This is a genomic window from Pararhizobium sp. LjRoot238, from assembly GCF_964252955.1.
Taxonomy (GTDB): Bacteria; Pseudomonadota; Alphaproteobacteria; order Rhizobiales; family Rhizobiaceae; genus Pararhizobium.
In genome coordinates this window covers 2,225,001-2,248,358 of sequence record NZ_CAXUPP020000001.1, presented here as the reverse complement: position 1 = coordinate 2,248,358, position 23,358 = coordinate 2,225,001, and the positions used below count along the sequence as shown (strand labels likewise).

At 61.5% G+C, this 23,358-nt stretch carries 18 protein-coding genes, 1 tRNA gene, 2 rRNA genes and 1 pseudogene (1 of these 22 cut by a window edge); 15 read left to right on the top strand and 7 right to left on the bottom strand.

Annotated elements, in window-relative coordinates:
* Nucleotides 1-190: 190 nt before the first annotated feature.
* Complete coding sequence (locus tag ACSQ3F_RS10990; RefSeq protein ID WP_436100236.1) at nt 191-1,123, bottom strand: LysR substrate-binding domain-containing protein; 933 nt, start codon at nt 1,121-1,123, stop codon at nt 191-193.
* Nucleotides 1,124-1,354: 231 nt separating this feature from the next.
* Between ACSQ3F_RS10990 and katG the strand changes: the two genes are divergently transcribed.
* The 15 genes and pseudogenes from katG (at nt 1,355) to nuoG (ending at nt 18,399) form a co-directional block, all read left to right on the top strand.
* Complete coding sequence (gene katG, locus ACSQ3F_RS10985; RefSeq protein ID WP_436100235.1) at nt 1,355-3,547, top strand: catalase/peroxidase HPI; 2,193 nt, start codon at nt 1,355-1,357, stop codon at nt 3,545-3,547.
* Nucleotides 3,548-3,881: 334 nt separating this feature from the next.
* Nucleotides 3,882-4,382, top strand: coding sequence for an NADH-quinone oxidoreductase subunit J family protein (locus ACSQ3F_RS10980; RefSeq protein ID WP_436100234.1), 501 nt, complete (start codon nt 3,882-3,884; stop codon nt 4,380-4,382).
* Complete coding sequence (gene nuoK, locus ACSQ3F_RS10975) at nt 4,382-4,684, top strand: NADH-quinone oxidoreductase subunit NuoK (RefSeq protein WP_436100233.1); 303 nt, start codon at nt 4,382-4,384, stop codon at nt 4,682-4,684. The genes ACSQ3F_RS10980 and nuoK overlap by 1 nt, the downstream gene beginning before the upstream one ends.
* Nucleotides 4,685-4,688: 4 nt before the next feature.
* A complete protein-coding gene (locus tag ACSQ3F_RS10970) occupies nt 4,689-6,152 on the top strand; it encodes a monovalent cation/H+ antiporter subunit D family protein (RefSeq protein ID WP_436100232.1) in 1,464 nt (487 codons plus the stop codon).
* Entirely contained in the window at nt 6,149-6,403 is a 255-nt protein-coding gene (locus ACSQ3F_RS10965; RefSeq protein ID WP_436100231.1) for a hypothetical protein, read from the top strand. Before ACSQ3F_RS10970 ends, ACSQ3F_RS10965 begins: the two co-directional genes overlap by 4 nt.
* Entirely contained in the window at nt 6,396-8,171 is a 1,776-nt protein-coding gene (locus ACSQ3F_RS10960; protein ID WP_436100230.1) for a Na(+)/H(+) antiporter subunit D, read from the top strand. Before ACSQ3F_RS10965 ends, ACSQ3F_RS10960 begins: the two co-directional genes overlap by 8 nt.
* 8 nt (nt 8,172-8,179) lie before the next feature.
* Nucleotides 8,180-9,655, top strand: a complete 1,476-nt coding sequence (locus ACSQ3F_RS10955) for an NADH-quinone oxidoreductase subunit M (protein WP_436100229.1) — start codon at nt 8,180-8,182, stop codon at nt 9,653-9,655.
* Entirely contained in the window at nt 9,652-11,091 is a 1,440-nt protein-coding gene (locus ACSQ3F_RS10950) for an NADH-quinone oxidoreductase subunit N (RefSeq protein WP_436100228.1), read from the top strand. Before ACSQ3F_RS10955 ends, ACSQ3F_RS10950 begins: the two co-directional genes overlap by 4 nt.
* Before the next feature lie 154 nt (nt 11,092-11,245).
* Complete coding sequence (locus ACSQ3F_RS10945) at nt 11,246-11,611, top strand: NADH-quinone oxidoreductase subunit A (protein ID WP_436100227.1); 366 nt, start codon at nt 11,246-11,248, stop codon at nt 11,609-11,611.
* The gene (locus tag ACSQ3F_RS10940; RefSeq protein ID WP_436100226.1) at nt 11,599-12,102 is read left to right on the top strand and encodes a NuoB/complex I 20 kDa subunit family protein; all 504 of its coding nucleotides are present in this window, start codon (nt 11,599-11,601) and stop codon (nt 12,100-12,102) included. The genes ACSQ3F_RS10945 and ACSQ3F_RS10940 overlap by 13 nt, the downstream gene beginning before the upstream one ends.
* Nucleotides 12,099-12,633: pseudogene (locus ACSQ3F_RS10935) on the top strand (NADH-quinone oxidoreductase subunit C). The gene ACSQ3F_RS10940 and the pseudogene ACSQ3F_RS10935 overlap by 4 nt, the downstream one beginning before the upstream one ends.
* A gap of 29 nt (nt 12,634-12,662) precedes the next feature.
* Complete coding sequence (gene nuoD / locus ACSQ3F_RS10930) at nt 12,663-13,877, top strand: NADH dehydrogenase (quinone) subunit D (protein ID WP_436100225.1); 1,215 nt, start codon at nt 12,663-12,665, stop codon at nt 13,875-13,877.
* Nucleotides 13,878-13,894: 17 nt separating this feature from the next.
* A complete protein-coding gene (gene nuoE, locus ACSQ3F_RS10925; RefSeq protein ID WP_436100224.1) occupies nt 13,895-14,407 on the top strand; it encodes an NADH-quinone oxidoreductase subunit NuoE in 513 nt (170 codons plus the stop codon).
* Nucleotides 14,408-14,411: 4 nt separating this feature from the next.
* A complete protein-coding gene (nuoF, locus tag ACSQ3F_RS10920) occupies nt 14,412-15,677 on the top strand; it encodes an NADH-quinone oxidoreductase subunit NuoF (RefSeq protein WP_436100223.1) in 1,266 nt (421 codons plus the stop codon).
* A 142-nt stretch (nt 15,678-15,819) separates the two neighbouring features.
* Nucleotides 15,820-18,399 carry an NADH-quinone oxidoreductase subunit NuoG gene (gene nuoG, locus ACSQ3F_RS10915; protein ID WP_436100222.1) on the top strand — a complete coding sequence of 860 codons (2,580 nt, stop codon included), beginning with the start codon at nt 15,820-15,822 and terminating at the stop codon, nt 18,397-18,399.
* Nucleotides 18,400-18,478: 79 nt separating this feature from the next.
* Here nuoG and ACSQ3F_RS10910 read toward each other — a convergent pair whose 3' ends face one another.
* The 6 genes from ACSQ3F_RS10910 to ACSQ3F_RS10885 form a co-directional block, all read right to left on the bottom strand.
* Nucleotides 18,479-18,919 carry a CBS domain-containing protein gene (locus tag ACSQ3F_RS10910; RefSeq protein WP_436100221.1) on the bottom strand — a complete coding sequence of 147 codons (441 nt, stop codon included), beginning with the start codon at nt 18,917-18,919 and terminating at the stop codon, nt 18,479-18,481.
* A gap of 45 nt (nt 18,920-18,964) precedes the next feature.
* Complete coding sequence (locus ACSQ3F_RS10905; RefSeq protein WP_436100220.1) at nt 18,965-19,531, bottom strand: NADH-quinone oxidoreductase subunit I; 567 nt, start codon at nt 19,529-19,531, stop codon at nt 18,965-18,967.
* Between the two features lie 30 nt (nt 19,532-19,561).
* Nucleotides 19,562-20,548 (bottom strand): NADH-quinone oxidoreductase subunit NuoH, encoded by a 987-nt coding sequence (nuoH, locus tag ACSQ3F_RS10900; RefSeq protein ID WP_436100219.1) that lies wholly within the window; start codon nt 20,546-20,548, stop codon nt 19,562-19,564.
* Between the two features lie 240 nt (nt 20,549-20,788).
* A tRNA-Met gene (locus ACSQ3F_RS10895) sits at nt 20,789-20,865 on the bottom strand.
* Nucleotides 20,866-21,125: 260 nt separating this feature from the next.
* Nucleotides 21,126-21,240: ribosomal RNA gene (gene rrf, locus ACSQ3F_RS10890) — 5S ribosomal RNA — on the bottom strand.
* 404 nt (nt 21,241-21,644) lie between these two features.
* A 23S ribosomal RNA gene (locus ACSQ3F_RS10885) occupies nt 21,645-23,358 on the bottom strand; it runs 1,239 nt beyond the window's last position.

Sequence of the window (23,358 nt, the reverse complement as noted above, 5' to 3'; positions counted from 1 at the left end):
GACAGGTTTCGCTTAGGTTTTGCACTTTCGGGGGTCAGTTCATAAAGGGCGGCTTTTCTTTTGTCTGGTCGCGGGGGCCTGAAGCCACAGAGACTTGCAGCAAAGGGGCGGCGATCTTAGCCCTGATGCCGCGATGCCATCGAAATTGCACTCGAGCACGGTGCGATCGTCGAATGGCAGCATGTGGCCTTTAGGTCCGGGCTCTCGCGTCCAAGATGTTGTATTGCTCGCGCATCGCATCGGCTGATTGACGAACGACTTCAGAAATCTGCAGGAACTGTTTGGCCAAGGGGCTTGTCTTGCGCCAGATCATGCCAATTGTTCGCGAGGGCTGGACATTCTGAAAGCGCGCGACAGACACTGACGCCGAGCGCGTCTCCACCCCCACGGCCATTTCCGGGATCAAAGTCACACCAATGCCGGCGCCGACCATTTGGACCAGCGTGGACAGAGAGCTACCGTCCAGCAACTCTCGCGGCAGCGCCGAATGCATATTGCAGAACGACAAGGCCTGATCGCGAAAACAGTGCCCCTCTTCCAGGAGAAGCAGCCTCATTTCACGTAGCGCTTCGCGATTGGGCACTGGCTTGCCTTCATCCTCGCCTGGGCGCACCAGCACGAAATTCTCCGAAAACAACGCGACCTCGTTCAATGAAGGTTCGGATACCGGTAACGCAACAATTGCCGTGTCGAGCCGGCCTTCTGCCAGCTCCTGAACCAGCTTCGAGGTCAGCGTCTCGCGCACGTGAACCTCAAGCCCGTCATGCATGCGGGTGAGGTTGCCGATTATTGCAGGCAGCAGGTAGGGCGCGACCGTCGGGATGATGCCTATCCGCAGCCGCCCCACCAGCCGGTCCTGCGAGGCGCGCGCTAGGTCGGCCAGCTCATCGACAGAGCGCAGGATGTCGCGCACACGCGGAGCAAACGCTTCTCCGAAGCTGGTCAGCCGGACTTGACGCGCGCCTCTTTCGAAGAGTTCTGTGCCCAGTGTTTCTTCCAGTTCCTTGATCTGCATCGACAAGGCGGGCTGGGAGATCGCGCAGACATCCGCCGCGCGTCCGAAATGGCCCTGTCGTGCCAACGCCTCGAAATAGCGCAGCTGCTTGAGTGTCAAATTTGTCATAACCGCACCTTATCGCGGCGATCAGAAAATCCAACTTAAATTAATCAAACGGCTTGGGTATAGTGCCTAAAGCAGAGATGAGATGCAGCCACCGTCACACCCGGCATATAACGGCCACCGATGGGGCGTAGCTTGTTGACGTCCAGCCCCTCCAGACGTCGAACGCCATGAGCTCTTTTGCTTCAGGGCGGTCTGGATGGCCCACTTCAAGTAATCGCAAGGGAGAAAAACATGGATTCAAAAGTCGAAACCGCGGGCAAGTGTCCGGTCGTGCACACGGCCCATGGCGGCAGGTCGAACCGGGACTGGTGGCCGAACCAGTTGAACCTCCGGATTCTCCACCAGAACTCCTCCCTGTCCAGCCCGATGGGCAAGGCGTTCAACTATGCGGATGAGTTCAAGAAGCTCGACCTGGAGGCCCTTAAGAAGGATCTCTTCGCGCTGATGACCGACACGCAGGACTGGTGGCCGGCCGACTTCGGTCATTACGGCCCGCTTTTCATCCGCATGGCATGGCACAGCGCCGGCACCTACCGCACCGGCGACGGCCGCGGCGGGGCGGGAGCCGGCCAGCAACGTTTCGCGCCGCTCAACAGCTGGCCGGACAACGTCAACCTCGACAAGGCGCGCCGGCTGCTCTGGCCGATCAAGCAGAAATACGGCAACAAGATCTCCTGGGCCGACCTGATGATCCTCACCGGCAACTGCGCTCTGGAGTCGATGGGCTTCAAGACATTCGGCTTTGCCGGCGGCCGCGCGGATGTCTGGGAGCCCGAGGAAGACGTGTATTGGGGCGCTGAGGACACCTGGCTTGCCGACAAGCGTTACTCCGGCGAACGAGACCTCGAAAATCCCCTCGCCGCCGTACAGATGGGCCTGATCTACGTCAATCCGGAAGGTCCGAACGGCAATCCCGATCCGCTTGCCGCCGCCCGGGACATCCGCGAGACCTTCGCGCGCATGGCCATGAACGACGAGGAGACCGTCGCCCTCATTGCGGGCGGGCATACCTTCGGCAAGACCCACGGCGCGGGCGATGCCGCCCATGTTGGTGTTGAGCCCGAGGGTGCCGGCATCGAGGAGCAGGGCCTCGGCTGGACAAGCAGCTTTGGGACCGGCAAAGGCGGCGACACGATCGGCAGTGGCCTGGAAGTCACATGGACGACGACGCCGACGAAGTGGAGCAACAACTTCTTCGGGAACCTGTTCGGCTACGAATGGGAACTGACGAAGAGCCCGGCCGGTGCACATCAGTGGACACCGAAACACGGTGCCGGCGCCGGTACGGTACCGAATGCGCACGACGCGTCCAAGCGCCACGCACCAGCCATGCTGACCACCGACCTCGCCTTGCGCTTCGACCCCGCCTACGAAAAGATTGCGAGGCGCTTCTTCGAGAATCCGGATCAGTTCGCTGATGCGTTTGCCCGGGCGTGGTTCAAGCTGACCCACCGCGACATGGGCCCGCGCGTGCGCTATCTCGGCCCGGAAGTTCCGGTAGAGGACCTGATCTGGCAGGATCCGGTCCCCGCTGTTGACCACGTCCTGATCGACGCGCAGGACATCGCCGATCTCAAGGGCAAGATCCTTGCATCGGGACTGCCCATCTCCCAGCTGGTCTCGACCGCCTGGGCGTCGGCGTCAACGTTCCGCGGCTCCGACAAGCGCGGTGGTGCGAACGGTGCGCGCATCCGTCTTAGCCCCCAGAAGGACTGGGAGGTCAACCAGCCGGCGCAGCTGGCCACCGTGCTCGAGACGCTTGAGGGTATCCAGAAAGCGTTCAACGACGCCCAGCCTGGCGGCAAGAAGGTGTCGCTCGCAGACTTGATCATTCTCGGCGGCGCGGCAGCCATCGAGAAGGCGGCGGCAAACGGCGGTCACCACATCGAGGTCCCCTTCACGCCCGGCCGCACCGACGCGACCCAGGAGCAGACCGATGTGGACTCCTTTGCCGTTCTCGAACCGATCGCCGACGGGTTCCGCAACTATCAGAAGGGCGAATATTCCATTTCGCCGGAGGAGTTGCTGATCGACAAGGCGCAACTGCTGACGCTGACCGCGCCGGAGATGACGGTTCTCGTCGGCGGCATGCGCGTGTTGAACGCAAATGCCGGACAGTCCCAGCACGGCGTCCTCACCAAGCGCCCCGAGACGCTCACCAACGACTTCTTCGTGAACCTGCTCGACATGGGCACAGCGTGGAAAGCAGCCCCGGAAACGAAGTATGTGTTCGAGGGACGCGACCGCAATACGGACGAAATGAAGTGGACCGGTACCCGTGTCGATCTCGTCTTCGGTTCGAACTCCCAGCTGCGGGCGCTTGCCGAGGTCTACGGTCAGAGCGACACGCAAGACAAGTTCGTGCGTGACTTCGTGGCGGCCTGGACGAAGGTGATGAACGCTGATCGCTTCGATCTCGCCTGATCCGGGCGGAAAGGCGCTCGGGCGCGGCTGAGTTCCAGCTGCGCCCGAGTGTCAGGCCAGGGACAGATCGCGGGCTTCAGCCTTTGAGGCGGTGGGCGAGCCCTCCGTCTACTGGGCCGGCGACACCATGCTCTATCTGCCGGTTACTGAAGAGCGTGCTTCGCGAGCGGCCTTCGCCACATCCGGGCCGGCCTGGTTTTGCTCCGCCAATGACAATAATCTTGTGAAAAATCCGATACTAGGGCACAATTTGTGAACGCATCTGAAGTGCGGCGCTATCTCAAATCCGGCCGTCTCGCGCCGAGTGACAGTTCGCGTCGGGGGGTCGGCGTCGATGGATCGGGGGTTCTTTCTTCTGTTCGCTACGGTGTCCGTGATCACGGCCCTGACGGTGGTCCTGGCGCGGAATCCGGTTCACAGCGCATTGGCGCTGATGGCGTGTTTCCTGCAAATCTCGGCAATCTTCGTCTTGCTCGAGGCGCCGTTGCTCGCGGTCATCCAGATCTTCGTCTATGTCGGCGCGATCATGGTCCTGTTCCTATTCGTGATCATGATGATCGATGTGCGCGAAGCGGTGTTGCAGCGGTTCTTGCCGGGCGGCAACCTGCCGGCAATGGTGCTGCTCGTCCTGCTTGGGGTCGAGATGCTTGTGCTGGTGCTCTGGAGCGACCGCTTTTCGGTCACGGAGCCCGTCGCTATGCGCGGCGGCGATGACATCAGGCAGCTCAGCACGACACTTTTTGCCGACTATCTCCTGCCGTTTGAAGTAGCCTCCGTCATCCTGCTGGCGGCCCTGGTCGGCGCCATCGTGCTGGCGCGGAAGGAGTGGGAGTGATGGTTCCGCTCTCGTGGTATATCTTGCTCGGAGTGGTCCTGTTCGTGATCGGAGCGGCGGGCGTGCTGCTCAGGCGCAACATTCTGGTCGTGCTGATGTCGCTGGAGCTGCTGCTCAACTCGGTCAACATCAATTTCATCGCTTTCGGGCGTTACTACGGCGATTTCCGCGGGCAGATCTTCGCGATCTTCGTCATCGCAATCACCGCGGCGGAGGTTGCCGTCGCTCTCGGTATCTTGGTCGCCCTCGTGAGGAACAAGTCCACCCTCAAGGTCGACGACGTGACCATGATGAAAGGATAGCGGCTTGGACCCGGTGATATCGATCCGGCCGCTGCTTGCCGTCGCCGTCGCAGGCCTGGCGGCCCTTGCAGTTCTCCTTCTGAACAACCGCGAGAAACTCCGCGATGTCGTCTCGCCGTTGGCCGCGATCGCCATGTTCGCAATTGTCGCCTCGATGGCGCCCACGGTGCTGGCGGGCGGGACGGTCGATTTGCGCCTGTTCGAGATTTTGCCGGGGATTGACTTCGCCTTCCGGGTCGATGCGCTCGGCATGGTGTTTGCCACCGTCTCGTCGCTGCTGTGGATCGTGGCGGCGATCTATTCCATCGGCTACATGCGGCACTTGAACGAGCATGCGCAGACCCGGTTCTTCGCCTGTTTCGCCGCCAGCCTCGCGGCGGCCGTCGGGGGCGCCTTCGCCGCCAATCTGTTTACGCTGGTGATCTTCTACGAGGTGCTCAGCCTCGTTACCTATCCGCTCGTCTACCACCACGAGGACGAAGAGGGATGGACGGGCAGCCGCAAGTACCTCGTCTATTTGATGGGCGCGTCGAAAAGCGTGCTGCTCGCCGCGCTGGCGCTGACCTACCACATTGCCGGGTCGCTCGATTTTGTGGCGGGGGGGTTGCTCTCGGGGGTCGATGCCTCGGCGGCGCTGCTGACGGTCATCTATTTCTGCTATCTTTTCGGCTTCGCCAAGGCTGCGGTGATGCCGATGCACGCCTGGCTGCCCGCGGCGATGGTGGCGCCGACACCGGTCAGTGCGCTCCTGCATGCGGTGGCCGTGGTCAAGATGGGCGTGTTCTGCGTGCTGCGGGTGGTGTTCCATGTTTTCGGCACGGGGCTGGTTGGGGAGCTGGGCCTCGGCATCGCCACGGCCTATCTGGTTTCGTTCACGATCCTGATGGCGTCGGTCTACGCCCTGACGCGGGACGACCTGAAGGCCAGGCTCGCCTATTCGACGGTCAGCCAGCTCTCCTACATCGTGCTGGGCGCGGTTCTGTTGTCGCAGGTCGCGATGGTCGGCGGGATCATCCACATTGCAGCTCATGCATTCTCAAAGATCACACTCTTTTTCTGCGCCGGGTCGATCTATTGCGCGTCTGGCAAGCGCAACATCAGCGACATGGCCGGGATCGGCCGCAGGCTGCCGTGGACGATGGGGGCATTTTTCATCGCTTCGCTGAGCATGATCGGGGTGCCGCCGACCGCGGGCTTTGTCAGCAAGTGGTATCTGGCACAGGGGTCGGTGGAGGCGGGGCAGATCGCGTTCCTGGCCGTGCTCCTGGTGAGTTCGATCCTGAACGCCGCCTATTTCCTGCCGGTCAGCTATACCGCCTTCTTCGAGGTGGAGACGCAGGAGAGCCGGGCGACGGTCCGTGAAATTCCTATGGTCACGATCCCGCTAGTCGCGACCGCTATCCTGTCGGTGCTGATGGGCATCTTCCCCGACTATTTCCTCGCCCTGGCGGAAGGAGTCGTCAGATGATAAAGCGCGTGGTCGATTTCTTTGGTGACGAAGAACATGCGAGGCAGCGCCGCCGGTTGTACTATCTGGTGCTCGTTCTGATCGTCATCGCCGACTTCGTGGTCTCCCGCCAGCACGCCGAGTACCTGTGGGACCGCCTGCCGGGCTGGTCGGCCGTCTACGGCTTCTTATCCTGCGTGCTGCTGATTTTCGTTTCCAAGTTTCTCGGCCATCAGGGCGGGCTGATGCGGCGCGAGGATTATTATGACTGACTTCATCCATCCGGCCCTGCTCTTCATTCTCGGCGCTCTGCCGATCCCGTTCCTCAGAGGGTCGATCCGCAAGGCCTATCTGCTGCTGATCCCGACGCTGGCGATCCTCGCCGTGCTCACGATGCAGCCGGGCAGCTATGGCGAGGCGCGGTTCATCGGGCAGGAAATTCTGATTGCGAAGGTGGACAAGCTGAGCATCGTCTTCGCCACCGTTTTCACCATTATGGCGCTGATCGGGACGGTCTACGCGCTGCATCTGACGCGCGCCGGCCAGCATGTCGCTGCGTTCGTCTACGTCGGCAGCGCGCTTGGCGTGGTTTTCGCCGGCGACTACCTGACCCTGTACCTGTTCTGGGAAAGCATGGCGTTTGCCTCTGCCTATCTGATCTTCGCCCAGGGCGGCCGGCAGGCGGTCGCCGCCGGTTTTCGCTATCTCATGGTCCATATTACCGGCGGCGTCGCCCTGCTCGGCGGCGTCATTCTCCACGGGCTCGCCACCGGCTCGCTGCTCTTTGGCCCGATCGAGGGGGCCCCGATCGAGGGCGGCATGGGCGTGGGCGCCTACCTGATCCTTGCCGGGTTCATTCTCAATGCTGCGGTGCCGCCGCTCAACGCCTGGTTGACCGACGCCTATCCGGAGGCGACCGTCACCGGGGCGGTGTTCATGAGCGCCTTCACCACCAAGACCGCCGTCTATGTGCTGGCCCGGGCCTTTCCGGGGACCGAGCTTCTGGTTTGGCTCGGCACCGCAATGGCGCTCTACGGCGTCATCTACGCGGTGCTGGAGAACGACTGCCGGCGGCTCCTCGCCTACCACATCGTCAGCCAGGTGGGCTACATGGTGGCGGGCGTCGGCATCGGGACTGAGATGGCGGTGAACGGGGCCACCAGCCACGCCTTCGCGCATATCATTTACAAGGCGCTCCTGTTCATGGGCGCGGGGGCGGTGATCCACGTCACCGGCCGTCGCAAGCTCACCGAGCTTGGTGGGCTCTACAGGACCATGCCGCTGACAGTGGCGCTCTACATGGTCGGCGCTTTCGCGATTTCGGCATTTCCATTCTTCTCGGGCTTCGTCACCAAGTCGATGGTGGTGGCCGCCGCCGAACAGGATCACCGCGCGCTGGTGGTGCTGGCACTGACGATGGCGTCGTCGGGGACGTTCCTGCACACCGGACTCAAGCTCCCGTACTACATGTTCTTCGGCACGGACCGACAACTGGAGGCGCGGGAACCTCCCCGAAACATGCTGGTTGCGATGGGTATGGCGGCGGTGCTCTGCATCGCGATCGGGGTGTTCCCCCAGCCACTTTACGCGCTTCTGCCCTATCCGGTCGATTTCGAACCCTACACCGGCGTCCATGTCACCGAGAGCCTCGGCGTGCTGATGTTCACCGCCTTGGGCTTTGTCATATTCCTCAGGGCGCTCGACCCCGAGAACACGATCAGCATCGACACCGACTGGTTCTACCGCAAGGGCGCGCGGTTCTTCATGTGGCTCGCCGAAAAACCGCTGGCGCGCTACGAGAAGGCGGTGAGCGACGTGTCCGAGACCGCGGCGCTGCCTTTCCTGCATGGGGCGGCACGGGCGGGGCTGTGGATCGATCTCACCGGCGTGGACGCCGTCGTGAACGGCGTCGCCCGCTCGATCCTGCGCGGCGGCGGGGCGTTGCGCCGGCTCCAGACCGGCGTCGTGACCCATTACGCGCTGGCGATGATCGTCGGTGTGGTCGCAGCCACTGTCGTCTTCGCCGTGGCGTGGCGGTAGGGGGAGCCATGGCGTTCCCTCTCCTTAGCCTCATCGTATTCACGCCCGCCGCCGGGGCAGCGGTTCTGATGTTTCTCCGCAGCGACGATGCGGTGCGGTGGACAGCGCTGGGTGTCACCGTCATCGACCTCGCTCTCTGCATCGCCATGCTGGCCAGCTTTGACACCACGACCCACGAGATGCAGTTCATCGAGACGCGCCCGTGGGTGCCCGCGCTCGGGATCACTTATGCGCTTGGCATCGACGGGATAAGCGCGCTCTTCGTGTTCCTGACCGCGCTGTTGGGCTGGATCTGCGTGCTCGCCTCGTGGGTCGCGATCGACCGCAAGGTGAAGGAGTTCATGGTCAGTCTGCTGGTCATGCAGGCGCTGATGCTGGGGGTGTTCTGCGCGCTCGACCTGTTCCTGTTCTACGTCTTCTGGGAGGCGATGCTGATCCCGATGTACCTGATGATCGGCGTCTGGGGCGGCGGCGGCCGGGTCTATGCGGCGTTCAAGTTCTTCCTCTACACGCTGGCGGGCAGCCTCCTGTTCCTGATCGGTGTCATCGTGCTCTATTTCCACGGCGGCGAGACGTTCGACATCCTCGCCCTGACAGCGCAGGATTTGCCGTTCCGGGTCCAGTCCTGGCTGTTCTTCGCCTTCCTGATCGCCTTCGCCGTCAAGGTGCCGATGGTCCCGGTCCATACCTGGCTGCCGGACGCTCATGTGCAGGCGCCGACGGCGGGCAGCATCATCCTCGCCGGAGTGCTCCTGAAGATGGGCGCCTACGGATTCCTGCGGTTCTCGCTGCCGATGCTGCCGGAGGCGTCGGTTCATTATTCGACGCTGATGCTGGCGCTTTCGGCGCTTGCGATCGTCTATGGCGGGTTGCTTGCGCTGGCGCAGGACGACCTGAAGAAGCTCGTGGCCTATTCCAGCATCAGCCACATGGGCTTCGTGACGCTAGGGATTTTTGCGCTGAACCTGCGCGGGCTCGAAGGCGGCATCCTGCAAATGTTCAATCATGGCGTAACGACGGGCGCGTTGTTCCTGTTCGTCGGCCTGATCTACGAGCGGACACATACGCGCAGCATCGCGGATTATGGCGGGTTGATGAAGGCGGCGCCGGTCTATACCGTGTTTCTTGCGCTGTTCACCCTGTCGTCGATGGCGCTGCCGGGAACGAATTCGTTCGTGGGCGAGTTGCTGGTGCTGTCGGGCGGGTTTGCGGCCAACCTGGCCGCCGGCGCGGCCGCCGTTTTGGGCGCATTGCTGGGCGCGGCCTATCTGCTCGGCATGTATAGGAAAGTCGCGCTTGGTCCGGCCAGCGTCGGCGCCCGGTTCAAGATACGCGACGTCAACGCCCGCGAGATGGCTGCGATCCTGCCGCTGGCCGTCTTCGTGGTTTGGGTCGGGCTCTATCCGAAACCCTTTCTCAACATCATCGACGCCTCGGTAAAGCATCTGCTGGCGCAGGTGCACGACAAGGGGAGCGGCCAATGACCGCCGCCGCGCTTTTCCAGTCGGTTCTGGCGAGCCTGCCCGAGATCGTGGTGGTGACTGGGGCTTGCATCCTGCTGATCCTGGGACAGATTGTGCGAAAGCGACAGGAAGATTTCCTTGTCTGGGCTTCCGTCGCGGTCGTGCTGATTGCCGCCTTGGCGACACTCATGCTGGCGAGCGAGGTGCGGCCGGCCTACACGGGCATGTTCATCGCCGACCGCTTTGCGGTCTTCTTCAAGTTCGTGTTCTACCTAGCCACCGTTCTGACATTCCTCCTTTCGCGAAAATATGCCGATATCGAAGGGATCGGGAGCAGCGAATACTATGTCCTGCTGCTGTTTGCGCTTTCGGGAATGATGATCATGGCCTCGGCGACCGATCTCCTGTCGATCTATGTGGGCCTCGAACTGATGGTGCTCTGCACCTATGTGCTGACCGGCTTCCTGCGGCGAGAGCGGCGGTCGAACGAAGCGGCGCTGAAATACGTGATCCTTGGCTCGGTCTCGACCGGGATTTTCCTTTACGGCGTTTCGCTGATCTACGGGCTCACCGGCACGACGCAACTGGACGGGATGGCTGCGGCGGTGACCGGCGATCCGCTCGATCCCGGATTGCTGCTGGCCGTGGTCTTTATCGTCGCCGGGCTGGTCTTCAAGGTCGGCGCGGTGCCGTTCCACATGTGGGTGCCGGACGTCTATGAAGGCGCTCCGACGACGATCACCGCCTTCATGTCGGTGGGCCCCAAGGCGGCGGGGTTCGCGGTGATCCTGCGGGTGTTCCTCAACCCGCTGGTCGCAGCCTCGGAGGTTTGGATCATCGTCGCTGTCATTGCGGTGGTGACGATGGCGCTCGGCAGTTTCGTGGCGCTGGTGCAGGATAATTTCAAGCGCCTCCTGGCCTATTCCAGCATCGCCCATGCCGGGTTTGCCATTTTCGGCGTGGCAGCCGGCGGCGCGGACGGGGTCGCCAGCGTGATGCTCTACCTGCTGATCTACTCCTTCATGAATCTCGGCATTTTCGGCACCGTCATCATGATGCGGAACGGCGATTTCTCGGGCGAGGTTATCGAGGACTACGCGGGTTTCTCCAAGTCGCATCCCGGGCTGGCGCTTCTGATGCTGCTCTATCTGTTCTCGCTGGCCGGCATTCCACCGACGGCCGGGTTCTTCGCCAAGTTCTACGTGCTGGTCGCGCTCGTCGAGCGAGGTTTCGTCATGCTGGCGGTGATCGCAGTGCTGCTGAGTGTCGTCGCCGCCTACTTCTACATCCGCATCGTCATGGTGATCTACATGCGCGAGCCGGAGAGGACGTTCGACCCGGCGCTGACGCCTTTGGTCCGCGCCACGCTCGCCTTCACCGCCGCGGGTACCATCGGCATCGGCCTATTTCCAGCGTGGTTTCTGAGGCTTGCTCAACATTCGGTGCTTGGCGGCTAATCGATTGGATTTGCAATGATCCGCCCGGCGGCATAGACTGACAGTTCAAGAAAGGATTGCCCAAGTCGCTTCCCGGGGCAACCGCATTACCGGTCCCGAACGGGTCGGTCGCGGCCTGAGGAAGGCCCTCGGTGGGTGACCGGTGCAGTGCGATATGACTGCAATGGAATTTTTGCCGGTTCTTTTCATGGTCGCCGGAGTTGTTCTGGTGGCGGGGGCGACGCTTTTTGTCTCCTCGCTGCTGCGCCCGTCCAATCCCTATCCCGAAAAGAACATGCCCTATGAGTGCGGCATGGACGCGGCCGGTGAGGCCGCCGGAGGCCGCATGAGGGTGCAGTTCTTTATCCTTGCGATCCTGCTGGTGGTCTTCGATGTCGAGACGATGTTCCTCTTTCCCTGGGCCGTCGTCCTGAAAGACATCGGGCTGGTCGGTTACGTCGAGATGTTCGTCTTCATATTGCTGCTTCTCGTGGGCTTCGCCTACGCCTGGCTGAAGGGAGCGCTGGAATGGGAGGCGTAAACAATGCGATCCGCGACAGCGTGCTGTTCACCACGGCCGAAAGCGTTATCAACTGGAGCCGGAAATCGGCGCTGTGGCCCGAGACCTTCGGTATTGCCTGCTGCGCCATCGAGATGATCGCGGCGGGTTGCGCGCGCTACGATCTCGACCGGTTCGGCGTGGTGTTCCGGCCATCGCCCCGCCAGTCCGACGTGATGATCATCGCCGGCACCATAACGCGGAAGTTCGCGCCCGTGGTGCGCCGGCTCTATGACCAGATGCCGGAGCCCCGCTGGGTCATCGCCATGGGCACCTGCGCTATCTCCGGCGGGGTCTACAACACCTACGCCGTGGTGCAGGGGGCGGAGACATTCGTGCCGGTGGACGTGCATGTGCCCGGCTGCCCGCCGCGGCCCGAGGCGCTGATGCACGGCTTCCTCCTGCTTCAAGAGAAGATCAAGAGGTCCCGCGCGCTGGCCGGAACGCCTCTGGATCGGGTTGCAGCGCCATGAGTGTGGAGCCGTCTCTCTATCGCGCTCTGATCATGGAACGTTTCGGCGAGGCAATCGACGATCTTGGCTTCGCACATGGTGTTCACGCCTTCGCCGCTCCGCCTGACATGATCGTCGAGCTTTGCCGGTTTCTGAAGGAACACCCGGCGCTGCGGTTCAATTTCCTGTCAGACATCTGCGGGGTCGATCATTACCCTGGTGCCGCGCTACGAGGCCGTGTACCACCTCTATTCGCTGCCGAACAAATGGCGCGTTCGCATCAAATGCCGCCTCGGCGATCCGCCGAGGGTCCCGTCGGTGACGGGGGTCTGGCGCACCGCCAACTGGCATGAGCGCGAGGCCTGGGACATGTATGGCATCAGGTTCGAGGGGCATCCAGATCTGCGCCGGATCTACATGTGGGAAGGCTTCGAGGGCTTTCCCCAGCGCAAGGATTTCCCGCTGCGGGGCTACAAGGACAAGCTGAACCCCTTCGGTGCCGAAGGTCCGCCGCCAACACAGCCCGACCTCGCCACCAAAAACATTCCGTAAGGGAGGCCGTTCTACGCCGGAAAGTTGAAATGACCGAAGTCACCGAACTCCGCAGGCCGGAAGGCGAAGCGCTCAATACCACGGAAGTGCTTCTCAACCTCGGCCCGCAGCACCCCAGCACTCATGGGGTTCTTCGGCTCGTCCTCGAACTGGACGGCGAGTACGTCAAGCGCGTGGACCCGCATATCGGCTATCTCCACCGCGGCACCGAAAAACTGGCGGAGAGCTTCACCTATACCCAGATTTTCCCGCTGACGGACCGGCTCGACTATCTCTGCCCGCCTTCGAACAACCTGGCTTTCGCGCTGGCGGTGGAGAAACTCCTCGGCATAGAAGCACCGCTGCGGGCGCAGTATATCCGCGTGATGATGGCCGAACTGGCACGGATCTCCGGTCATCTCCTGATCACCGGCGCGCTGCCGCTGGACCTGGGCGCCATGACCGTGTTGCTCTACGTCATGCGCGAGCGCGAAATGATCATGGACCTGTTGGAGATGATCAGCGGGGCGAGGATGCACACTTCCTTCTGCCGGGTCGGCGGTGTGCGCGAGGATCTGCCCGACGGGTTCTTCCCCAAGATCCGGGAGTTTTGTGACATCTTCCCGAACCGGATCCGCGACTATGAACGGCTGATCGATAACAACCGGGTGTTCCTGAAGCGCACGCAGGGGATCGGCGTGATCTCCGCCGAGGACGCCATCGATCTCGGACTGAGCGGCCCGAACCTGCGGGCCTCGGGCGTCGACTGGGACATCCGCCGCGACGAGCCCTATGAGATTTATGACCGGCTCGACTTCAACGTCATCACCCGCGAGGAAGGCGATTGCTACGCGCGCTGGCAGTGCCGGGTCGAGGAGATGCGCGAGAGCATCCGGATTATCGAACAATGCCTCGACCAGATGCCCGAGGGGCCGTTCCAGATCGACATGCCGACGATCGCCTTCCCGGTGGACAAGGATCGGGTGCACTGTTCGATGGAGGCGCTGATCCAGCATTTCGACCTGTCGGCCTATGGCTTCAAGGTGCCGAAGGGCGAGGTCTATTCGGCGATCGAGGCGCCGAAGGGTGAACTCGGTTTCTACATCATCAGTGATGGGTCGCCAAAACCGTTCCGCATGAAGGTGCGGGCCCCCTCGTTCGTCAACCTTCAGGGACTCTTCGGCGTCACCAACGCCCGCTACCTGGCGGATATGATCGCTGTGCTCGGCAGCCTCGACCCCGTGATGGCGGAGGTGGACAAGTAGCAGGAGATTTGGACGCGATGACCATGCGCGAAAAGATCGAAGAGGCTGCGGCGCGGTATCCCGACCAGCGCTCGGCGATCATGCCCGCGCTCCTGATCGCGCAGAGGCAACATGGCCATCTGCCCGGCCCGGTGTTGGAAGAAGTTGCCGACATTCTCGGCGTCGAGCGTATCTGGGTCTACGAGCTGGCGACCTTCTACACACTCTTCCATACCGAGCCGGTGGGCATGTTCCACCTGCAACTCTGTGACAATGTTTCCTGCATGCTGTGCGGATCCGAGGACCTGCTGAAGCATCTGGAAACGGTGCTGGGGATCAAGAAGGGCGACACCACCCCGGACGGGCTGTTCACGCTTTCGACCGTCGAGTGCCTCGGTGCCTGCGAGATGGCTCCGGTGATGCAGGTCGGCGACGATTACCACGGCGACCTTGATGTCGCGCGGATAAACGCACTCTTGGACAGCCTCCGGGCTACGGCGGGGCGGGTAGCGAGCGTTGAGCACGCCTCTCCGCGACTGCCGGGAGAGTAGCGCCATGTTCGAGCCGGTTCTTCTCAAAAATGTCGACGTGTCGGACGGTCATTTGCTATCGAGCTATGAGACCGGCGGCGGCTACCAGGCGCTGGCGAAGGTGCTGCGCGCGTACACGCCTGACGAGGTCATCGACCTCGTCAAACGGTCCAACCTGCGCGGTCGCGGCGGTGCCGGATTCCCTACGGGCATGAAATGGAGTTTCGTGCCGAAGCGGGCCGACAAGCCGAGATATCTGTGCTGCAACGCCGATGAGGGCGAGCCGGGCACCTTCAAGGACCGGATCATCATGGAGCGCGACCCGCACCAGCTCATCGAAGGGCTGGCGGTAAGCGCCTACGCGATTGGGGCCAAAACCGCCTATGTCTACATCCGCGGAGAATATGTGACGGCGATCCGCCGCCTGGAGCAGGCGATCGCCGAGGCTCACGCAAAGGGTTATCTGGGAACGAGCATTCTCGGCTCGGATTTCAATTTCGCCGTCCACATCCACTGCGGCGCCGGCGCCTATATCTGCGGCGAGGAGACTGCGATGCTCGAGTCGCTCGAGGGCAAGCGGGCGCAGCCGCGATTGAAGCCGCCGTTTCCGGCCGTGGCCGGGCTCTACGCCAGCCCCACAGTGATCAACAATGTCGAGACGCTCGCTTGCGTGCCGCATATCGTTATGCGGGGGCCGGACTGGTTTCGGGGCATCGGCCCGGATAAGAGCCCCGGCCCGAAGCTCTACTGCCTCAGCGGGCAGGTGCGCAAACCCGGCCTCTACGAGTTGCCAATGGGCATACCGCTGCGCGAACTGGTCGAGAACCACGCCGGCGGCCCGCTGCCGGGACGCAGAATCAAGGCGGTGATCCCGGGCGGGGTCTCAGCGCCGCTAATCCCGGAGCACGGGCTGGAGGTGGGGATGGATTTCGACTCGCTGGCTGCCGTCGGCTCGATGCTCGGTTCGGCTGGCGTGATCGTGATCGACGACTCGACCTGCATGGTCAAGGTCGCCACCCGGATCATCGAGTTCTTCCACCATGAGTCCTGCGGCAAGTGCACGCCATGCCGGGAAGGATTGAACTGGGTCGTGAAGGTACTGCGCCGGATTGAGGCCGGGAAGGGCGCGCCCGGCGATCTGGAGCAGCTGGAGATGCTCTGCAAAGGCATTTTCGGCAATACGTTTTGTGCCTTGGGTGACGGCGCAGCGATGGGACTGCGGGCCGCACTCGCGCATTTCCACGATGAGTTCGTCGCCCATATCGAGGAGCGGAGGTGCCCGTTTCACTAGATCACGATGATTTTGGGTCGTCTCGACCCAAAATCATCGTGATCGATTCTAATAGCTTAGAGCGGGATGCGAGCGGAAAACCGCACACACTTTTCCTCATCCCGCTCCGAAGGAGTGCGCTGGGATAGGACTGCGAGGAAGTATGGTTAGCATTACGATCGATGGACAAACGCTGGACGTTGAGGCTGGCTCGACGGTGCTGCAGGCCGCCCAGCGTTTGGGCATCGACATCCCGACCTTCTGCTATCTGAAGCGCCTGCCGGCGCTGGCCTCCTGCCGCATGTGTCTGGTGGAGATCGAGGGGCAGCGGCGGCTGCAGCCGTCCTGCGCCACCGCGGTCACCGATGGTATGGTGGTGCGGGCAAACACGCCTCTGATCGAGGAAACGCGCTCTTCCATGCTCGACATGCTGCTCGCCAACCACCCCCTCGACTGCCCGATCTGCGACAAGGGCGGCGAATGCGAGCTTCAGAACCAGGTGATGGCCTACGGGCCCCGCGAAAGCCGGTTCCGCGATGACAAACGGGTGTTCCACTCCGAGGATATCCGTCTCAGCCCGGTCATCATCATGAACGTCAACCGCTGCATCCAGTGCCAGCGCTGCGTCCGGATGTGTGAGGAGGTCGTCGGCGCGGTCGCCCTAGGCACCATCGAAAAAGGCATGGATACCGCCGTCACCGGCTTCGAGGGCAGTCTCGCGAGCTGCGACCAGTGCGGCAATTGCGTCGAGGTCTGCCCGGTCGGCGCGCTGATGAGTTTCCCCTATCGCTACAAGGCGCGGCCCTGGGATCTGGTCGAGACCGACACGGTCTGCCCGCATTGTGGCACCGGTTGCCAGCTGACGGTGGGCACGCGCAAGGGCGAGTTCATGCGGGTGCGCTCGAAATGGGACGAGGGGCTCAACCGCGAAACGCTTTGCGTGCGGGGACGTTTCGGCCTCGATTTCGTCGCGAGCCGGGACAGGATCAAGCGGCCGATGATCCGTCGTGATGGCGCCCTGGTTCCGGTTTCCTGGGATGAAGCTGGGGACTATCTGCGCCGGCGGCTGTCGGCCGTCGAGAGCAAGGCTGCCGGCGGGCTGGCCTCGCCGCGCCTGCCCAACGAGGTGCTCTATCAGTTCCAGAAGCTGATGCGGACGGTGTTCCGGACCAACAACATCGACTGCTCGACGCGCTGGTCCACGCCCTTCGATACGCTCGGTCCGTTGGTGGCAAGCTTCTACAGCCGCGCACCGCTGGACGACGTGATCGGCAACGACTGCGTGCTTGTCGTCGGCGGCAACGTGACCGAGGAAAACCCGGTCACGGAATACCTTTTGCGGGATGCCGCGCGGCGGCGGCAGACCGGATTGCTCATGCTCTCGGCGCGGCCATCCCGTCTGGACGCCGATGCCAGGGTGGTGGTTCGCGTGCCGCCGGGCGGAGAAGCGGCGTGCCTTGCGGCGGTGGTAGCCGAGTTCATGGCGGCGGACGGCCAGACCCTGCCGGGCGGCGCTTTTGCGGACATCGGCGCGACAATCGGCAAGCCGGCGGCGAGCACCGGCAGTGACGGGCCGGATCGGCTGGCCACCGCGCTCAAGGAAGGCCGCAGCGTCACCGTGCTTGTCAGCGTCGGCCTCCTGAGATCACCCGAAGCGCGCGCGACGCTGCAGCAGCTCAACAACCTGCTCAACGTTCTCCGCCTGCTCGGCAAGAGCCCGGCGATGCAGTTCCTCTTCGACCGTGCCAACCAGATGGGCGCCTGGGACATGGGGGTTCTGCCGGCGGCTCTCCCGGGGTTGCGGGCGGTCACCGATGATGCGGCGCGCACAACTCTTGCACGGAACTGGGGCGCCGAAATCCCGTCTGAACCCGGCGCGGATCTCGACGCCATGCTGGAGCTCTGCGTCGGTGGGCGGATGGGCGGGCTCTACATCGCCGGAACCGACCCCCTGATGTCCTATCCCGACCGGGGGTTCGTGCAGCAGGCGCTCGGTGCCGCCGATCTCCTGATCGTCCAGGATGCCTTCCTCACGGATACGGCGGGCCTCGCCGATGTGGTGCTGCCGGCAGCGAGTCATGGCGAGGAATCCGGCACGTTCACCAACAACGAGGGCCGGACCCAGAAGGTCCGCAAATTCCGCGAACCCGCCTTTGAGGTGCGAGGCAATCTGGCGATCTTCGACTTCGTCGCGGCGCTCCGCAACCAGGCGCTGCAGCCATCGACGCAAGGTGAAATTTTCGACGAGATTACCCGGCTGGTTCCGGCCTATCAGGGGTTGACGCAGGACGGGCTTGGCGCCGACGGCGCATTCACCAGGGCGGTCCCGACGCCACCGGCTGGCGAGTTCTTCGCGGCGCCGCCCGCCCCGGCAGCAGCCGGCCGGCTCATGTTGATCACCGGCGACTGCCTGTTCCACAACGGATACCTTTCCGAACGCTCGGAGATCCTGAATACGGTCGCCAACGACCCCTATGTCGCGATGAGCGCGCAGGATGCTGCGCAGCTTTGTCTTTCGGATGGCGATGAGGTGATCGTGCGTTCCGCCCGAGGTGAATTGACGGCGCAACTCAAGGTCGACAGGCAGTTTCCCAAGGGCCTCGTCTTCGTGCCGGAAAACTACAGAGCCTTGCGTCTCAACAGCCTGATGCGGCGGGGCGAATACCCATGCCCGGTGGAGGTCCAGAAGGTGCATGCCACTCTTGAGGTCGACCGCACGAGCCGGATCTGGCGCGGGGTCTGAAGATTTTTTGGGGCCGAGGCACTGCAAGCCTCCACGGCAAGCTGCCCTGACGCTGCGTTTTCACATCGAGCTGGCCACGTCAGTGATACCTGGTCCCGCAGATGTAATCCTGCAGATCCTGCTCCGTGCGCTGCGCTTCGTCGAGCCTGTGTTTAACCACATCGCCGATGCTGACCACGCCGACAACGTCGTCCTCATCCATGACCAGCACATGACGCGTACGCCGCCGAGTCATGATCCCCATCGCGACGGGCAGTAAATCCCGGGTCGAACAGGTCGCCACATCGCGGTTCATGATATCCGCGACTCGCATCATCGCCGCCTCGGCCCCGTATTCCGCCACTGCATTGCAGCAATCCCGCTCCGACAGCGTACCCAGGTATTCGCCGTTCGATTGGCTGACGACGACGAAGCCGATATTGTTGTCGCGAAACAACCTCAGGACTTCCACCATCGTCTGATCGGGAGCGACCGCGATGACACCGACACCCTTGTTCTTCATGATATCGCCGACAAACATCTAAGCCTCCTGTCCGAGCGCTTCGGTCTGAGAGCTAGCGCGCGTTCACGTTCTGCGGATATTCCGCCACCAGTTGTAGCCTTGCGTCTCTTTCGTTTCGACGAGCACGTCTTTCTTCGTATTCAGGCGCGCGGCAACCACGCCGCCGCCGGTTGCCGCCTTGCCCGGCTTGGCGAGCAGATCGTCGCGCCCGATCACCAAATCACGCGAGGAAAAACTCGAGAACTCATATTGTTGGCCAAGCGCGATCGCGTCCGCCGGGCAGGCGTCCTCGCACAGCCCGCAGAACAGGCACCGGGCCGTATCGATCTCGAATTTTGCCGGCCGACGGTTACCCTTCTCGTCCTCGTAGGGGACGACTTCGATGCAGTCGCAGGGGCAGATCCGGGCGCAGAGTTCGCAGGCCACGCATTTGATCTCGCCCTCTTCGTCGCGCTTCAGAAAGTGATGCCCGCGGTAGCGCGAGTAGGGCAACCATTTTTCCTTGTCCGGATACTGCATGGTCACGGATTTGGAGAACATGTAGCCGAAGGTCAGAGCCAAAGCGCTCGCCAGATCGGCGAAGAACACCCAGCCGATCCATGTTCCAATTGTGTCCCGTGCGCGCGACATCGCCGCCCCACTACGGAGCCGCTGTGGCCCCTAAACGAAAGCAATACCGGTGATGATTATGTTCGCCATCGACAGAGGAAGCAAGACTTTCCATCCGATCGCCATCAGTTGGTCGTAGCGGTAGCGGGGGAAAGTGAAGCGGAACCAGATAAACACATAGACGAAGAACGCGACCTTGAGCAGAAACCAGAGGAGCGGTGGCAAGGGGATCAGTACACCGTTCCAGCCGCCGAAGAACAGGATCACCACCAGGACCGACACGAGCAACACGATGGCATATTCGCTGACCATGAAGAAGGCAAAGCGGATACCGCTGTATTCGGTATGGAACCCGGCCCCCAGATCGCCTTCCGCTTCCGCCAGGTCGAAGGGAATGCGCTGCGCTTCGGCCAGTCCGGCGACGAAGAACACGAAGAAGCCGACCGGTTGGTAGACGATGTTCCAGAGATCGGCTTGCGCCCGCACGATGTCGAGCAGGCTCATGGATTGCGCCAACATGACCACGCCGATGACCGCGAACCCCATCGGGATCTCGTAGCTGATCATCTGCGCGCAGGTCCTGAGGCTGCCCAGGACAGCGTATTTGCTGTTGGCGGCCCAGCCGCCGAAGATGACGCCATAGACTTCGATCCCGATCACCGCGAAGACGAAAAGGAGCGCCACATTCATGTTGGAGACGTAGAGCGTGATCTCGGTGCCGAGGACCGAGACGGTTTCGCCGAAGGGGATCGCGACGAACACCACAAAGGGCGGGGCGAGCGCCAGGATTGGCGCCAGTTTAAACAGGAAGCGGTCGGCCTCGGCCGGGATGTGGTCCTCTTTGGTCAAGAGCTTGATTCCGTCCGCCACCGGCTGCAGCAGCCCGTGCCACCCGACGCGCATCGGCCCCATCCGCTGCTGGATGTGCCCGGCGATCTTGCGTTCCAGCCAGGTTAGCGGCAAGGGCAACAGCAGCAGGATCGCAATCAGAAACGCGACCTTGAAGACGATCAGGCCAAGGGCGACGATAAGTTCCATGATCCGCGGCTACTTATTCATCGGGTTGAAACGCGCAACCGGACTTTGGCTCCGGCTATACACTGAGCACTTTGCGCAACTGTCAGGCTACATGGTACAACGGCGACGCACTTCATACAATGCCATCACAGTTATGTCGTCGCTGGCGAGCGCTTCAAGCAAAACAAAAAGAACTCCACCAGAGCTATCTGGAGGAGTTGGCGTCGAACCGGCTTGGGTGGCGGAGTTTGCAATTATCGTTGGTTGCGGGGGCAGGATTTGAACCTGCGGCCTTCAGGTTATGAGCCTGACGAGCTACCGGGCTGCTCCACCCCGCGTTATCCGATTTTTGCTTTAGCAAAATATCTCCGCCTTCGGCTTTAGCCGAATGGCGGTATGCGCTTGGGCTGTGTTGGCAGCCCTTTTGTCTGTTATCCGGCGTGTATATTAGCGAAGCAAAAAGGCCGCTTGAGGGCGGCCCGGTTGTTTGGCTGAGCCGGAAGGCGTGTCGAGAAGATGGTTTTTGTTGATCATGCAGCTTATCCGAAGGCTTTGGCCTTCTGGCGCATGATTTGGTTTGTTTTCTTGCCTTTAATAGACCTGGCAGCGACCTACTCTCCCGCGTCTTAAGACGGAGTACCATCGGCGCTGGGGCGTTTCACGGCCGTGTTCGGAATGGGAACGGGTGCAGCCACCCCGCAATAACCACCAGGTCAACTAAGGGCAAGATTTACACCTGCAGTGCAGGTGTAAATCTTGGTTTTTGCTTGGCGCAGATGCCCTATCCTTCTCGCTTCCGCTCGAAGGGGACCTGCGCCGGCCATACTGCACCCTCCGTAAGGAGGCTCCATCTGGCAAACCAAGTTTCACACCGCAGATGCGGGTAAAACCAAAAATGAGAAGCTGGTTGAAGTCTGAGACTTCATTTGTTTTGAACACGTCTTTTCTAAGCTGCTTTTGGCACATCCGGAGCAGAGCTCCGCAAGGCCAAGGGCCGTCGCGTCTCGTGACGCGGCCCGTCCGGAGCGCAGTGATTGAAGATCACGACAGCGTCAGGACAAAACAGCTTGGGATCATTGAAGCGCCTAAGGCGCTTCGATGAGCAGTAGCAATGAGAACAATCAAGCCAATCGAACGATTAGTACCGGTAAGCTTCACACATTGCTGCGCTTCCACACCCGGCCTATCAACGTGGTAGTCTTCCACGGTTCTCAAGGGAATACTCGTTTTCAGGTTGGTTTCCCGCTTAGATGCCTTCAGCGGTTATCCATTCCATATATAGCTACCCTGCTATGCGGCTGGCGCCACAACAGGTCCACCAGAGATATGTCCATCCCGGTCCTCTCGTACTAGGGACAGATCCTGTCAATATTCCTACACCCACGGCAGATAGGGACCGAACTGTCTCACGACGTTCTGAACCCAGCTCACGTACCGCTTTAATTGGCGAACAGCCAAACCCTTGGGACCTGCTCCAGCCCCAGGATGCGATGAGCCGACATCGAGGTGCCAAACAACCCCGTCGATATGGACTCTTGGGGGTCATCAGCCTGTTATCCCCGGCGTACCTTTTATCCGTTGAGCGATGGCCCTTCCACACGGGACCACCGGATCACTATGACCGACTTTCGTCTCTGCTCGACTTGTCAGTCTCGCAGTCAGGCGGGCTTATGCCATTGCACTCGACGACCGATTTCCGACCGGTCTGAGCCCACCATCGCGCGCCTCCGTTACTCTTTCGGAGGCGACCGCCCCAGTCAAACTACCCACCATACACTGTCCCGGATCCGGATAACGGACCGCGGTTAGACATCCATGACGATAAGGGTGGTATTTCAAGGATGGCTCCACGAGAACTGGCGTCCCCGCTTCAAAGCCTACCACCTATCCTACACATGCCGACACGAATGCCAGTGTAAAGCTATAGTAAAGGTGCACGGGGTCTTTCCGTCTGACCGCAGGAACCCCGCATCTTCACGGGGAATTCAATTTCACTGAGTCTATGCTGGAGACAGCGGGGAAGTCGTTACGCCATTCGTGCAGGTCGGAACTTACCCGACAAGGAATTTCGCTACCTTAGGACCGTTATAGTTACGGCCGCCGTTTACTGGGGCTTCGATTCAAAGCTTGCACCTCTCCTCTTAACCTTCCAGCACCGGGCAGGCGTCAGACCCTATACGTCGTTTTGCAACTTCGCAGAGCCCTGTGTTTTTGATAAACAGTCGCTACCCCCTGGTCTGTGCCACCCCAACACACTTGCGTGCAGTGGGGTCACGCTTCTTCCGAAGTTACGCGTGCAATTTGCCGAGTTCCTTCAGCATAGTTCTCTCAAGCGCCTTGGTATACTCTACCTGACCACCTGTGTCGGTTTCGGGTACGGTCTATACGGTGGAGCTATTTCCTGGAACCGCTCCGCTGCCCAACCAATCCAATAAGGTTGAACAACTTGTGCAATCCGTCACTACCACCAGGCCCACGAATATTAACGTGGTTCCCATCGACTACGCATTTCTGCCTCATCTTAGGGGCCGGCTAACCCTGCTCAGATTAACTTTAAGCAGGAACCCTTGGTCTTTCGGCGAGGGAGTCTCTCACTCCCTTTATCGTTACTCATGTCAACATTCGCACTTCCGATACCTCCAAAAGCCCTCACGGGTCTTTCTTCACAGGCTTACGGAACGCTCCGCTACCACACGTATCACTACGTATCCTCAGCTTCGGTGCATGGCTTTAGCCCCGTTACATTTTCGGCGCAAAGACCCTTATTTAGACCAGTGAGCTGTTACGCTTTCTTTAAATGATGGCTGCTTCTAAGCCAACATCCTGGTTGT